Origin of the sequence: Microbacterium sp. ZW T6_19, from assembly GCF_044987465.1 — a bacterium.
Lineage (GTDB): Bacteria > Actinomycetota > Actinomycetes > Actinomycetales > Microbacteriaceae > Microbacterium > Microbacterium natoriense_A.
On the sequence record NZ_JBJDRH010000007.1, the window covers coordinates 237,785 to 250,293 of the forward strand.

Annotated in this window: 14 protein-coding genes; 12 read left to right on the forward strand and 2 right to left on the reverse strand. The window is 67.6% G+C overall.

Annotated elements, in window-relative coordinates; all coding sequences use genetic code 11:
• Nucleotides 1–18: 18 nt before the first annotated feature.
• Genes hrcA through ACI3KT_RS12880 form a run of 11 tightly spaced genes read left to right on the forward strand, consistent with a single transcriptional unit; the run spans nucleotide 19 to nucleotide 9,016 of the window.
• Entirely contained in the window at nucleotides 19–1,047 is a 1,029-nt protein-coding gene (hrcA, locus tag ACI3KT_RS12830) for a heat-inducible transcriptional repressor HrcA (RefSeq protein WP_404904621.1), read from the forward strand.
• A gap of 36 nt (nucleotides 1,048–1,083) precedes the next feature.
• A complete protein-coding gene (dnaJ, locus tag ACI3KT_RS12835) occupies nucleotides 1,084–2,196 on the forward strand; it encodes a molecular chaperone DnaJ (protein WP_307297383.1) in 1,113 nt (370 codons plus the stop codon).
• Between the two features lie 2 nt (nucleotides 2,197–2,198).
• Nucleotides 2,199–2,927 (forward strand): 16S rRNA (uracil(1498)-N(3))-methyltransferase, encoded by a 729-nt coding sequence (locus tag ACI3KT_RS12840; protein WP_307297381.1) that lies wholly within the window; start codon nucleotides 2,199–2,201, stop codon nucleotides 2,925–2,927.
• Nucleotides 2,928–2,950: 23 nt separating this feature from the next.
• Nucleotides 2,951–3,298 (forward strand): HIT domain-containing protein, encoded by a 348-nt coding sequence (locus ACI3KT_RS12845; RefSeq protein ID WP_404904623.1) that lies wholly within the window; start codon nucleotides 2,951–2,953, stop codon nucleotides 3,296–3,298.
• A gap of 37 nt (nucleotides 3,299–3,335) precedes the next feature.
• Nucleotides 3,336–4,361 (forward strand): PhoH family protein, encoded by a 1,026-nt coding sequence (locus tag ACI3KT_RS12850; protein ID WP_292909779.1) that lies wholly within the window; start codon nucleotides 3,336–3,338, stop codon nucleotides 4,359–4,361.
• Nucleotides 4,358–4,816 carry an rRNA maturation RNase YbeY gene (ybeY, locus tag ACI3KT_RS12855; RefSeq protein WP_017202321.1) on the forward strand — a complete coding sequence of 153 codons (459 nt, stop codon included), beginning with the start codon at nucleotides 4,358–4,360 and terminating at the stop codon, nucleotides 4,814–4,816. The genes ACI3KT_RS12850 and ybeY overlap by 4 nt, the downstream gene beginning before the upstream one ends.
• Nucleotides 4,813–6,096, forward strand: a complete 1,284-nt coding sequence (locus ACI3KT_RS12860; RefSeq protein WP_404904625.1) for a hemolysin family protein — start codon at nucleotides 4,813–4,815, stop codon at nucleotides 6,094–6,096. The genes ybeY and ACI3KT_RS12860 overlap by 4 nt, the downstream gene beginning before the upstream one ends.
• Nucleotides 6,089–6,985, forward strand: a complete 897-nt coding sequence (gene era, locus ACI3KT_RS12865; RefSeq protein ID WP_307297372.1) for a GTPase Era — start codon at nucleotides 6,089–6,091, stop codon at nucleotides 6,983–6,985. The genes ACI3KT_RS12860 and era overlap by 8 nt, the downstream gene beginning before the upstream one ends.
• Before the next feature lie 48 nt (nucleotides 6,986–7,033).
• Nucleotides 7,034–7,567: an RNA polymerase sigma factor gene (locus tag ACI3KT_RS12870; RefSeq protein WP_404904626.1), complete on the forward strand. Its 534-nt coding sequence runs from the start codon at nucleotides 7,034–7,036 to the stop codon at nucleotides 7,565–7,567.
• Nucleotides 7,551–8,537, forward strand: coding sequence for a hypothetical protein (locus tag ACI3KT_RS12875; RefSeq protein ID WP_404904629.1), 987 nt, complete (start codon nucleotides 7,551–7,553; stop codon nucleotides 8,535–8,537). The genes ACI3KT_RS12870 and ACI3KT_RS12875 overlap by 17 nt, the downstream gene beginning before the upstream one ends.
• Entirely contained in the window at nucleotides 8,534–9,016 is a 483-nt protein-coding gene (locus ACI3KT_RS12880; protein ID WP_307297364.1) for a hypothetical protein, read from the forward strand. The genes ACI3KT_RS12875 and ACI3KT_RS12880 overlap by 4 nt, the downstream gene beginning before the upstream one ends.
• Nucleotides 9,017–9,034: 18 nt before the next feature.
• Here ACI3KT_RS12880 and ACI3KT_RS12885 read toward each other — a convergent pair whose 3' ends face one another.
• Entirely contained in the window at nucleotides 9,035–9,658 is a 624-nt protein-coding gene (locus ACI3KT_RS12885) for a hypothetical protein (RefSeq protein ID WP_404904631.1), read from the reverse strand.
• 179 nt (nucleotides 9,659–9,837) lie between these two features.
• Here ACI3KT_RS12885 and leuA point away from each other — a divergent pair, with 179 nt between their 5' ends.
• Nucleotides 9,838–11,592: a 2-isopropylmalate synthase gene (gene leuA, locus ACI3KT_RS12890; RefSeq protein ID WP_404904632.1), complete on the forward strand. Its 1,755-nt coding sequence runs from the start codon at nucleotides 9,838–9,840 to the stop codon at nucleotides 11,590–11,592.
• A 210-nt stretch (nucleotides 11,593–11,802) separates the two neighbouring features.
• Here leuA and ACI3KT_RS12895 read toward each other — a convergent pair whose 3' ends face one another.
• Complete coding sequence (locus ACI3KT_RS12895; protein WP_404904634.1) at nucleotides 11,803–12,501, reverse strand: trimeric intracellular cation channel family protein; 699 nt, start codon at nucleotides 12,499–12,501, stop codon at nucleotides 11,803–11,805.
• Nucleotides 12,502–12,509: the final 8 nt, after the last annotated feature.

The following is a 12,509-nucleotide window of genomic DNA, read 5'->3' on the forward strand; positions in this document are numbered from 1 at the left end:
CCAGACGGGAGGGATGCGATGGTCAGTGAACGAGGCCTTCAGGTGCTCCGGGCGATCGTGCAGGACTACGTCGAGACGCACGAACCCGTCGGCAGCCGTTCGATCGTGAATCGATATTCCTTCGGAGTCTCCGCGGCGACGATCCGCAACGACATGGCGCTGCTCGAAGACGAGGAGCTGATCACCGCACCGCACACGTCCTCCGGGCGTGTGCCCACGGACAAGGGCTACCGCGTCTTCGTCAACCACCTGGCACAGCTGCGCCCGCTCACGGTGGCGCAGCGTACCGCGATCGAGTCCTTCCTCACGGACCCCGCCGATCTCGACGACCTGATGGCCCGCACCGTTCGTGTGCTCACCCAGCTCACCGGCCAGGTGGCGCTCGCGCAGTATCCCTCCTTCGCGCGGGCCCACGTCACGCACCTCGAACTGGTGCTGCTCGCTCCGAACCGCATGCTGATCGTTCTGGTGACCGACGCCGGCGGGGTCTCGCAGCGGGTCACGGCGTTGCCGGAGATGGTGGACGAGTCGGATCTGGCCGTGCTGCGCGCGCGTCTGTCGGCCATGATCACGGGGCGGGCGGTGAGCGAGGCCGCCGAGCGTCTGCAAGGGCTCCTCGACGACGACATGACGAAGGACGCCGTGCTGCGCACACTGTCGAGCGTCGTGATCGATGAGCTGGGGGAGTTCCGTCAGGAGCGGCTGGTGATGGCAGGAGCGGCGACGCTCGCCCGCCGCGGGCAGGACTTCCGCGGCAGCATCCATCCTCTCCTCGAGGCGATCGAGGAGCAGGTGACGCTCCTGAGACTGATGAGCGAGATGGAGGCCGATGCCCATGGGCTGTCGGCCAGCATCGGCACCGAGAACGCGCCGTTCGGACTCGGTGAGGCGTCGATCGTGGCCAGCGACTACGCCGCCCCCGGCGGCACGGCGCGGGTCGGCGTGATGGGGCCCACGCGCATGGACTATCCGAGCAACCTCGCGGCGGCACGGGCCGTGGCCCGCTATCTGTCGCGGATGCTCGACGAAGACGAGGCGGGCCGCTGACGCGGCGCGCACGAAGACACACGCAGAAAGGCGATCGTGGCGGACCACTATGAGGTTCTCGGGGTGTCCCGGGACGCTTCCCTCGATGAGATCAAGAAGGCCTATCGGCGGCTCGCGCGTCAGCTGCACCCCGATGTGAACCCGGGCGATGACGCGGCAGAGCAGTTCAAGCTCGTCACGCACGCCTATGACGTGCTGAGCGACGAGGACTCGCGCCGACGCTACGACATGGGCGGCGGTGATGGGGCCTCGGCGAACTTCGGCGGGTTCGGCGGATTCGGCGACATCTTCGAGACGTTCTTCGGAGCATCACAGGGCGGCGGACGCGCCCGGCCGCGATCGCGTCGCGAGCGCGGCCAGGACGCGCTGGTGCGCGTGACCCTCGAACTCGACGACGTCGTCTTCGGCGCTCATCGCGACATCGAGGTCGACACGGCAGTGCTCTGCGAGACGTGTCAGGGATCGTGCTGCCAGGAGGGCACCTCGCCCGTCACCTGCGACATCTGCGGCGGCTCGGGCCACGTCCAGCGGCAGGTTCGGAGTCTTCTGGGCAACGTCGTCACCTCCCAGCCCTGCGGTTCCTGCGAGGGCTACGGAACGACGATCCCGTACCCCTGCGGCACCTGTGCAGGGCAGGGTCGTGTGCGTTCGCGCCGCACGGTGTCGCTCGACATCCCGGCCGGCGTCGAGACGGGGCTGCGGCTGCAGCTCCCGGGCTCCGGCGAGGTCGGCAAGGCCGGCGGCCCCAACGGTGACCTCTACGTCGAGGTGACCGTGAACCCCCACCCCGCGTTCAGCCGCGACGGCGACGATCTGCTGGCGACGCTCGAGGTGTCGATGACCGATGCGATCCTCGGCACCGAGACCACGATTCAGGGTCTCGACGGCGAGGTCGACCTCGAGATCCGCTCCGGAGTGCAATCCGGCGACGTGCTCACGATCAAGGGCCGCGGCATCACCCCCCTGCGCGGCACGCAGCGCGGCGATCTCCGCGTCGGTGTGCAGGTCGTCACGCCGACCAGGATCGACGCTGCGCAGCGCAAGCTCATCGAGGACTTCGCGAAGAAGACGAAGGCGCCCGCCCCTCAGCTGGCGCAGTTCCAGCAGGGGCTGTTCTCGAAGCTCCGCGACCGCTTCCGTTCGCACTGACGATGACGCTGCACTTCCTGGTCGAGTCGTCGACCGACTCCGATGCCGGCGACATCGTGTCGCTGACAGGCGCCGAGGCCAAGCACGCCGCCGTGGTCAGGCGTCTGCGGGTCGGAGAAGCCGTCACCGTGGGAGACGGGCGAGGAGTCTGGCTCACGGGTGTCGCCGAGGAGGTCGCACCGTCCCGCGTGGACGTGCGCATCGCGCAGCGTGTCGTGCACGCGATGCCGGAGCCGCGTCTCGTGCTCGCGCAGGCCCTGGCGAAAGGCGATCGCGACGAACTGGCGGTGCAGGCCGCGTGCGAGCTCGGCATCGACGAGATCGTGCCCTGGCAGGCGGCGCGCAGCGTGTCGCGCTGGGAAGGGCCGAAGGCGGCGAAGGGTCGCGAGCGCTGGGCGACGATCGTGCGCGAGGCCGCGAAGCAGGCGCATCGGGCCTGGGTGCCGGAAGTGACTCCGCCCGTCTCCACCGCCCAGCTCATGGAGCGGACCGAGACGCACCGAGTGCTGCTGCTCGATCCGACGGCATCCGTCCGCCTCTCGGAACTCGAACCGGACGGGCGCGACCTGGTGCTCGTGGTGGGCCCGGAGGGCGGCATCGCCCCGGAGGAGCTCGATCGGCTCGCGGATGCCGGTGCCGAGCGTGTGCTGCTCGGCGACACCGTGCTGCGCACCTCGACTGCGGGTCCGGCGGCGATCGCCGTGCTGTCCGCGCTGCTCGGCCGCTGGTGAGCTGCGCTCACTAGACTGGGACCATGAGCGAGCCTTCGATCTTCACGCGCATACTCACCGGCGACATCCCCGGCGAGATCCTGCTGGAGACCGAGCGCATCTTCGCGATCCGCGACATCAACCCGCAGGCTCCGCTGCACGTCCTGATCATTCCGAAGACAGAGGACTATCGAGATGTCACCGAGCTCGCAGCCGGTGACCCCGAACTGCTCGCCGAGATGGTGACGGTCGCCCAGCGACTGGCCGACGAGCACGCCAACGGCGAGTACCGGCTGATCTTCAACAAGGGCGCCAGTGCCGCCCAGTCCGTCTTCCACGTGCACGCCCATGTGCTCGGCAACTTCGAGGAGAACAAGCTCGTTGGCTTCTGACGACACCACTGAACGGATCTACGCCGACGGCGTGGCCATGGTCCAGCTGCTCGGTCCGCAGGATCGGCTGCTGCGGATGCTCGAGAAGGAGCATCCCGACGTGCAGGTGCTCGTACGTGGCAACGAGATCACCTTGACGGGCGAGGCGGCAGCGGTCGCCGCGGCCCGACGACTGGTCGACGAGCTGCTCACCATGACCAGGAACGGGCACGACCTGGCGCCCAGCGATGTCACGAGCTCGGCGCAGATGCTGCGTAGAGACGGCGGCCCCCGGCCGAGCGAAGTGCTCGGCGAGGCGATCCTGTCCACGCGGGGCAAGGTGATCCGACCGAAGACCCCGGGTCAGAAGGAGTACGTCGACGCGATCGAGGAGAACACGATCGTGTTCGGGATCGGCCCCGCCGGCACCGGCAAGACGTACCTCGCCATGGCGAAGGCCGTGCAGGCGCTGCAGCGCAAAGAGGTCACGCGCATCATCCTCACGCGTCCCGCCGTCGAGGCGGGCGAGCGACTCGGATTCCTCCCCGGCACGCTGACCGACAAGATCGATCCCTACCTGCGGCCGCTGTACGACGCGCTCAACGAGATGATGGATCCCGAGATCGTGCCGCGGCTGATGGCCACGGGGACGATCGAGGTCGCCCCCCTCGCCTACATGCGCGGGCGCACGCTGAACGACTCCTTCGTCGTGCTCGACGAGGCGCAGAACACCACGCCCGAGCAGATGAAGATGTTCCTCACCCGTCTGGGCTTCGGCACGAAGATGGTCGTCACCGGCGACATCACCCAGGTCGACCTGCCCCAGGGATCCTCCGGGCTCCGCCTGGTGACCCGCGTGCTGAACGACATCGACGACATCCACTTCTCCCGGCTGACGAGTGAGGACGTCGTGCGTCATTCGCTCGTCGGACGCATCGTCGACGCGTACAGCGAGTACGACGAGAAGCGCACGGCGCAGCGCTTCGAGCGCGAGCAGGCGGCCGAGTTCGCCAACCGCGCCGATCGCCGGGGCGCACAGCGCCCCGGCCCCAGAGACCGGATGCCGAAACGAGGACTCTCATGATCGAGATCAACAACGAGTCGGCGATCGATGTCGACGAGACCGTGCTGCAGCGGCTGACCGACTTCAACCTCGCCCAGCTGCACGTCAGCCCCGACGCCGAAGTGGCGATCGTGCTCGTCGACGAGGGCGCGATGGAAGCCCTGCACGTGCAGTGGATGGACGAGCCGGGCCCGACCGATGTCCTGAGCTTCCCGATGGACGAGCTGCGCCCGGGTACGGAGGACCGTCCGACGGCCCCCGGTCTGCTCGGCGACATCGTGCTGTGCCCGCAGGTCGCCGAGACACAGGCGCAGGCCGCGGGCCACACGCTGATGGACGAGCTGATCCTGCTCACGACCCACGGACTGCTGCACCTGCTCGGCTTCGATCACGCCGAACCCGACGAGGAGCGTGAGATGTTCGGTCTGCAGAAGGAACTCATCCAGGGGTTCGCTGCGGCTGAACGCCGACGATGACCGTCGCCTTCCTCCTGATCGGCGCCGTGCTGCTGGTCGCCTTCGGCGGTCTGATGGCGGCGATCGACGCCGCGTTCGGGGTGAGGTCGCGCGCCGACCTGGAGGAGATGGGATCCGAGGGGCGCAACGCGCATCAGCTGGCGCGCATCGCCGCCGATCCTGAAGCCCACGTGAACGCGGTCGCCTTCATCCGCGTGCTGTCAGAGACGACGGCCGCCGTGCTGGTCACCGTCGCATTCTCGAACCTCTTCGAGAACATCTGGTGGGCGATGCTCGCCGCCGCCGTCCTCATGACCGGCATCACCTTCGTGCTCGTCGGCGCCAGCCCGCGCACCTTCGGTCGTCATCATGCGGATCGGATGCTGCGCGCTTGCGCACCTGTCGTGCGCGGAGTGCGGATCATCCTCGGCCCGCTTGCGCAGGGTCTGGTCGTGCTCGGCAACCGGGTGACGCCGGGCGCCGGACGCAGCACCTTCAGCTCCGAGGAGCAGCTGCTGAGCATGGTCGACGAGGCGGCGTCGAACGCCCTCATCGAAGAGGACGATCGGGATCTCATCCATTCGGTGTTCGATTTCACGGATCAGTTCGTGCGCGCGGTGATGGTGCCGCGCACCGAGATGGTCGCGGTCGACGCCACGGCGACGACGAGCGAAGCGATGGCGCTGTTCCTGAACCGGGGTGTGTCTCGGATGCCCGTCGTCGATGATGAGGCCGACGATGTCGTGGGCGTTCTCTATCTCAAGGATCTGGTGCAGTTCGCCTTCCGCGACGAGAGCGCCTGGCGCGCCGCATCGATCCGGCCGATATCACGCCCCGCCACCTTCGTCCCCGAGTCGATGCGCGCCGAGACCCTCTTGCAGCAGATGAAGCGCGATGCCGTGCACGTGTGCCTCGTGATCGATGAGCACGGCGGCATCTCGGGCCTCGTCACCCTGGAGGATCTGATCGAGGAGCTCGTCGGTGAGATCGCGGACGAGTACGATCAGGTGTCGGCGGAAGTCGTCGATCTCGGCGAGGGCAGGTACCGCGTGAGCGCCCGTCTTCCGCTGGAGGATGTCGGCGATCTGTTCGGACTCGAACTCGAAGACGAGGACGTCGACTCGATCGGCGGACTGCTGGGCAAGACGCTCGGACAGGTTCCGCAACCGGGAGCCACGGCGGTCGTCGACGGCCTCCTGCTCACGGGCGGGGCGTCGAGAGGGCGCGGCCGTGGAATCGCGACCGTGTTCGTGGAGAGGGCGCCCGGAGCGCCCGATGAAGGAGAAGCAGACGATGACTGAGCAGGCCAGAAGCGGCTTCGTGACCTTCGTCGGACGCCCGAACGTGGGCAAGTCCACCCTGACGAACGCGCTGGTCGGCGAGAAGATCGCGATCATCAGCGACAAGCCGCAGACGACCAGGCGGGCGATCCGCGGCATCGTGAACCGGCCCGAGGGTCAGCTCGTGATCGTCGACACGCCCGGCATCCACAAACCTCGTACGCTGCTCGGCGAGCGGCTGAACGATCTCGTCGAGCAGGTTCTCGGCGATGTCGACGTGATCGGCTTCTGCGTGCCCGCGACCGAAAAGGTAGGCCCCGGCGATCGCCGCATCGCCGCATCGCTCGACGGGTATCCGCGGGCGAAGAAGATCGCGATCGTGACCAAGACGGATGCCGCGAGCCGCGATGAGATCACGGAACGGCTGATGGAGGTCGATTCGCTGCGCGAGGACTGGGCCGCCGTCATCCCACTGTCGGCGCTCACGCGTGACCAGCTCGAGGTGCTGTCCGACGAGGTGCTGGCGCTCATGCCGACCGGCCCCGCTCTCTACCCCGAGGGGATCACGACCGACGAGACAGAAGAGGACCGCATCGCGGAGATCATCCGCGAGGCCGCCCTCGACGGAGTGCGCGACGAGCTTCCGCACTCGATCGCCGTGGTCGTCGACGACATCGCTCCCCGTGAGGGAAGCGATCTGACCGACGTGCACGCGTCGATCGTGGTCGAACGCGACAGCCAGAAGGCCATCATCATCGGTCACAAGGGCTCGCGCCTGCGTGATGTCGGGGCGAAGGCTCGCGGCGAGATCGAAGGACTGCTCGGCACCCGTGTGTTCCTCGGACTGCACGTCAAGGTCGCCAAGGAGTGGCAGCGCGATCCGAAGCAGCTCGGCCGACTCGGATTCTGACATGGGCGCGCTCCGTCACCAGGCGGCGAGGCCGCCGCTGCCGCCCTCATGAAGGCGAGCAGCGAAGACCCGAACTCGCTGCGCAACGAGGTCTTCTCCCGTGTGTTCGATGAGAACTGGGCTGCCGTCAGACATCACGTCGAATGCGTGGTCGACGACGATGCCGAGGTGACCGAGATCGTCTCAGAGGTCTTCTTCAGCGCGTGGTCGCGACTGAAACCGCACCGACCGTACGATCGCGCCTGGTTGCTGAAGTTCGCCGATCGGTCTCTGCGCCGGCGATGGAATCGAGTGGCCGACCGCCGCGCGGTGACCGCGGCCGTGCATGCCGGCCTCTCGAACGAGGACGCGGAGAGCGGGGCATCCGCAGATCACGCTGAAGTCCTGAGAGCTCTCTCTGGTCTCAACGTGCGCGAACGGCGTATCATCATGCTCACGTACTGGGACGGACTCGCGGTGGGGGATATCGCCGGGTCGATGGGTGTTTCCCGTGCCTGTGCGGATCGGATTCATCGTCGCGCACACGAGAAGCTGCGCCGGGGGCTGGGCCTGGAGGGGGCAACTGATGCCGAAGATCACTGACGAGGAGCTGGATCGGCTGCTGGTCGAGGCCGCACCGGCTCGCACGCCGATCGACGCGAAGCCGGACGCTGAGGCCCTCGCGATGCTCGAGCGGATCATGGCCACCGACCCGCACCCGCACCGGAAGCGCAACCGCGTGATCGGTGTTCTCGCCGGCCTTGCAGCCGCTGTCACCGCCACAGTCATCGGCGTCAACGTGCTCGTGCCGACGAGCGCCGCAGTGGCCGGCTCTCCTCAGCCTCTCGATTTCTCGGGCGCGAGCACGGTCGCGGAGACGATCGAAGATGCACAGGCTGCTCTCGCCCGGGGGCCAGGACCCGTCGAGCCGGTGAGGTTCGTGCGCTCGGCGACGTGGTCGTTCAACATCGACGCCGACTACGGCACCTCAGTGGTGGTTCCGCAGCTGGTCACGCTGCAGTGGGACGCCGATCAGTCCGGTCGGGTGACGGTCATCGACGGCGCCCCCTATGACCCTTCCGATGCGTCGGCGAACGTGTCGGCGGAAGTCACCAGCAGCGGTCGCGTATCGATGGACCTGAAGATGGCTCCCGGCGAGTTCGCGAGCCCCGTGGCCGCGCCCCCCGGAGCGGCGCGCGAGGACATCGCGGCGGCCCTCGTCGCGTTCGGGATGCCTGCCGATCCGACTTCCTACGACGTGCTGATGGCGGCTTCGGCACTGCTCGAGCAATGGACGCTGACCAACGAGCAGGAGTCGCAGATACTCGCGATCCTCGACGACACGGAGGGCGCTACTTCTCTCGGTACGACCGTCGACCGGCTCGGCCGCGACGTCGCCGGTCTGCGCGTGACGTCTGCGGATGGCGCGGCGAGCGATGTCGTGCTGCTCTCGGCCGACTCCGGCCGCATCGTCGGCTTCGAGCGGACCAACATCCTCGAAGACGACGTGCTTCCAGCTGGGGCGGTCATCGCCTACCGTCTGTTCGACGTGCCGGAGGAGGTCGCGAAGTGACGGCGGTCCGGTCGCTGATCGCGATCGCGACGGGTGTGCTGCTGGCGATCACGGCTGTGTCGCCGGCCGATGCGGTCGATGACGGACGCGTCGACGTCGCGCCGGAGGTCGCACAGATGCTGGAGGAGGTTCCCGGCGGCGTGCTCATCGACGGACATCATGCCGTCTGGCCGGCGCTCCACATGGAACTCGTCGTTCCGACCGGTTCGCCGCGCTCGTTCTCGGCGTCGTCGGTGGGCCCGTGCCCGAGCGGCGGGGTCTGCCTGTTCGCGGGATACTCCCTCGGCGGCACGATGCTCGCGTTCAGCACGTGCGGAATCCACTCTGTCCCCTCTTCGTTCAGTGCGCGCTCGCTCGCGCATGCGCGCTCCTCCGGGTACACACAGGCCCGCAACGGGACGACGGTGCTCGCCACGGCGTACGTCGGCGGATGGGCCAACATCTACGGCACGACGACGAATCTCCGCTGCGTCCTCTGATACCTGTGCCCCGCTGTGTCAGTCGACCTCTCTGAAGGCCGAAGAGACGATCACCACGCCGTCGCCGTAGAGCGCATTCACGGAGTCCTGCAGGGTGCCGTCATCCCACGGGACCTCCACCCAGACGTAGCCCCGCTCGGTCCGGACCTCGGTCGCCTCCGCGCCGAGTCGCTCGGTGACGTCGTCCTGTATGCGAGCGAGTTCGGCATCCGCCGTCGTGCCGACCTCGCCTCCCGTAGGATCCTCCGGTCGAATCGGGTCGTACAGGGCGAGCATGATCGGCGGATCTGTCACGGCGACCTTCTCGCCGTCGAAGATGCCGTAGACGGCGTAGGTTCCCCAGGTCGTGGTGTCGGCCGTCTCACTGCCGTCGACGCCCTCCCAGGTCCAGCCCTCGAGCGGGACACCCGAGCACTGCGGAGGGTGGGATTCGGCGACCGCCCCCAGACAGAGCTGCACATGGCCGCCGCCATCGATCACGGTGCCCGTCGCGATCACCCGCCCGTCGGGTGCGGGCGCCGTCACGAGCGACACACTGGTCGGTGCAGGCGAGCTTCCCGGCGAGGTGCTGCAGGCGGTGAGCGCGAGAAGCGCGAGGGCGGATGCGACGCCGACGATGGCGCGGGTGCGAGGGGTGCTCATACCTGTCAGTGTCGGCGGAGGTCCGATCGTCTCAGCGGGATCGACCTGCTAGCATGGCGGCATGCCTTTCGGCGGTCTGCTTCTTCTTAGCTGCCGCGACGAGTCCTGATAACTAGGGCCTTCCTCGTCGCGGCGCTTGTGTTGGCCCGTTCAATCTGACGAAGAGAAGAAGCCCCATCATGAAGAACAATCAGCGCCCGTCGTCGATGCCGATTCACAAGTACCGGCCCTACCACGAGCAGCTCGCCGTCGAACTCCCCGACCGCACCTGGCCGGACGCCCGCATCACGCAGGCGCCCAGGTGGTGCGCCGTCGATCTCCGTGACGGCAATCAGGCTCTCATCGACCCGATGTCGCCCGAGCGCAAGCGAGTGATGTTCGAGTTGCTCGTCGGCATGGGGTACAAGGAGATCGAGGTCGGCTTCCCCTCGGCGAGCCAGACCGACTTCGATTTCGTCCGTCAGCTCATCGAAGAGAACCTGATCCCGGACGACGTCACGATCCAGGTGCTGACCCAGGCGCGGGAGCACCTGATCGAGCGCACATACGAGTCGATCGCCGGAGCCAAGCAAGCGATCGTGCACCTGTACAACTCCACCAGCGTGCTGCAGCGCGAGGTCGTGTTCCGCACCGACAAGCAGGGAATCGTCGACATCGCACTCGAAGGTGCTCGACTGTGCCGGAAGTTCGAGAAGACGATTCCCGACACGCAGGTGTACTACGAGTACTCGCCCGAGAGCTACACGGGCACCGAGCTGGAGTTCGCGGTCGAGGTCTGCAACCAGGTCATCGAGATCTTCGAGCCCACGCCCGACCGCAAGGTCATCATCAACCTGCCCGCGACCGTCGAGATGGCCACGCCCAACGTGTACGCCGATTCGATCGAATGGATGAGCCGCAACCTCGCCCATCGTGAGAACGTCATCCTGTCGCTGCATCCGCACAACGACCGCGGCACCGCGATCGCCGCGGCCGAGCTCGGCTACATGGCCGGAGCCGATCGCATCGAGGGATGCCTGTTCGGCAACGGCGAGCGCACCGGAAACGTCGACCTCGTCGCGCTGGGCATCAACCTGTTCACGCAGGGCATCGATCCGCAGATCGACTTCAGCGACATCGACCAGGTCAAGCGCACGGTCGAGTACTGCAACCAGCTGCCGGTTCCCGAGCGCAGCCCCTGGGCGGGCGACCTGGTGTTCACCGCGTTCAGCGGCTCGCACCAGGACGCGATCAAGAAGGGCTTCGAGGCGATGGCGGCGACGGCCGAGGCCGAGAGCGTCACGGTCGACGAGATCGAGTGGGCGGTGCCGTATCTGCCGATCGACCCGAAGGATCTCGGACGTTCCTACGAGGCCGTCATCCGCGTCAACTCGCAGTCTGGCAAGGGCGGTGTCGCGTACCTGTTGAAGGCAGACCACGCGATCGACCTGCCCCGCAAGCTGCAGATCGAGTTCTCCGGGGTCGTCCAGGCGAAGACGGATGCCGAGGGCGGCGAGCTGACGAGCGAGCAGATCTGGTCGATCTTCTCCGACGAGTACCTGCCGGCCGACGACTCGGCGGCGAAGTGGGGCCGCTTCGAGCTGCTGGCCACGCAAACGCGCAGCGACATGTCGGGCGAGGTGATCCTCGACGTCGTGCTGCGCGACGACGAGCAGCAGCTGACGGTCGCGGGTTCCGGGAACGGACCCGTCGCGGCGTTCGTCGAGGTGCTCCGTGAGCAGGGCTTCGACATCACCGTGTACGACTACGTGGAGCACGCCCTCAGCGCGGGAGGCGACGCGCAGGCGGCCGCCTATGTCGAGCTGCAGGTCGGCGACCAGCGCCTGTGGGGCGTCGGCGTCGACGGAGACATCTCGACCGCCTCGCTCAAGGCGATCGTGTCGGGCGTGAACCGCTCGATCCGCACCCGCGCGCAGGAGCTCGCCGCCGTCTGAGACGTCTCGCTCCCCGTCCGGGGACGACCTTTTCGCTCCCACGTGGCGCCTCTGGTCGGAATCCACACAGGATTCCGACCAGAGGCGCCAGTTTCAGTTCGGCGGGTATCGAGGATGCGGCACCTCTTGTCGGATCGGCTGGCGGATTCCGACGGCAGGTGCCACATGGAGGCCGCGGCGTTCGGCCGGCCGCGGCAGGTGACCGAGGGCTCAGTCGGCGGAGGGCTTGATGATGGGGATCATGCCGGTCTCCGCGGCTACACGGCGCCGGTAGAGGCGGCGCTGCTCCGGCAATGAGACGTCGAAGCTCACGGCCAGGATGCGGATCACCGCGGTGACGACGATGCCGATGATCGCGGCGAGGGTGACCGACATGCCGAAGCCCTGCACGGCGATCGCGATGAAAGCGCATCCCGCACCCGCGGCGACGGCGTATAGCGAGCCGACGTGCATGATCGCGGTCGGCAGGCCCATCAGCATGTCCCGCAGCACCCCGCCCCCGACTGCGGCACATGCGCCGATGAACACGGCCGGGACGGGCGGGACGCCGAATGCGATCGCCTTGCTCGTCCCGAAAGCGCCGAACATTCCGATGACCACGGCATCGAGCACGACGATGACCTTGTTGAGTCGGTTGAAGAGTCCGGCCAGCAGCATCCCGAACAGCGCCGCACCCGTGGCCGTCACCAGATACCAGTCGCTCTTGAGCGAGGCGGGCGGTACCCCGAGCAGGATGTCGCGGATGAGTCCGCCGCCCATGCCGATCATGATGCCGATGATCGCGACACCGAGCCAGTCCAGGCGTCGCTGCCCCTGGAATCCCGAGGCGAACATCGCGCCCTGCACGCCGCCGAGGCCGACGCCGAGGAGATCAGCCCAGAGCGGAACGGTGAAGAGCGGTTCGGTCACCCCTCTAT

Bases quoted from the DNA above. Each gene is read 5' to 3' on its own strand.
- ACI3KT_RS12845 (WP_404904623.1), top strand. From the start codon at position 2,951: ATGAGCGAGCCTTCGATCTTCACGCGCATACTCACCGGCGACATCCCC.
- ACI3KT_RS12860 (WP_404904625.1), top strand. From the start codon at position 4,813: ATGACCGTCGCCTTCCTCCTGATCGGCGCCGTGCTGCTGGTCGCCTTC.
- leuA (WP_404904632.1), top strand. From the start codon at position 9,838: ATGAAGAACAATCAGCGCCCGTCGTCGATGCCGATTCACAAGTACCGG.
- ACI3KT_RS12850 (WP_292909779.1), top strand. From the start codon at position 3,336: ATGGTCCAGCTGCTCGGTCCGCAGGATCGGCTGCTGCGGATGCTCGAG.
- ybeY (WP_017202321.1), top strand. From the start codon at position 4,358: ATGATCGAGATCAACAACGAGTCGGCGATCGATGTCGACGAGACCGTG.
- ACI3KT_RS12840 (WP_307297381.1), top strand. From the start codon at position 2,199: ATGACGCTGCACTTCCTGGTCGAGTCGTCGACCGACTCCGATGCCGGC.
- hrcA (WP_404904621.1), top strand. From the start codon at position 19: ATGGTCAGTGAACGAGGCCTTCAGGTGCTCCGGGCGATCGTGCAGGAC.
- ACI3KT_RS12885 (WP_404904631.1), bottom strand. From the start codon at position 9,658: ATGAGCACCCCTCGCACCCGCGCCATCGTCGGCGTCGCATCCGCCCTC.
- ACI3KT_RS12875 (WP_404904629.1), top strand. From the start codon at position 7,551: ATGCCGAAGATCACTGACGAGGAGCTGGATCGGCTGCTGGTCGAGGCC.
- era (WP_307297372.1), top strand. From the start codon at position 6,089: ATGACTGAGCAGGCCAGAAGCGGCTTCGTGACCTTCGTCGGACGCCCG.
- ACI3KT_RS12870 (WP_404904626.1), top strand. From the start codon at position 7,034: ATGAAGGCGAGCAGCGAAGACCCGAACTCGCTGCGCAACGAGGTCTTC.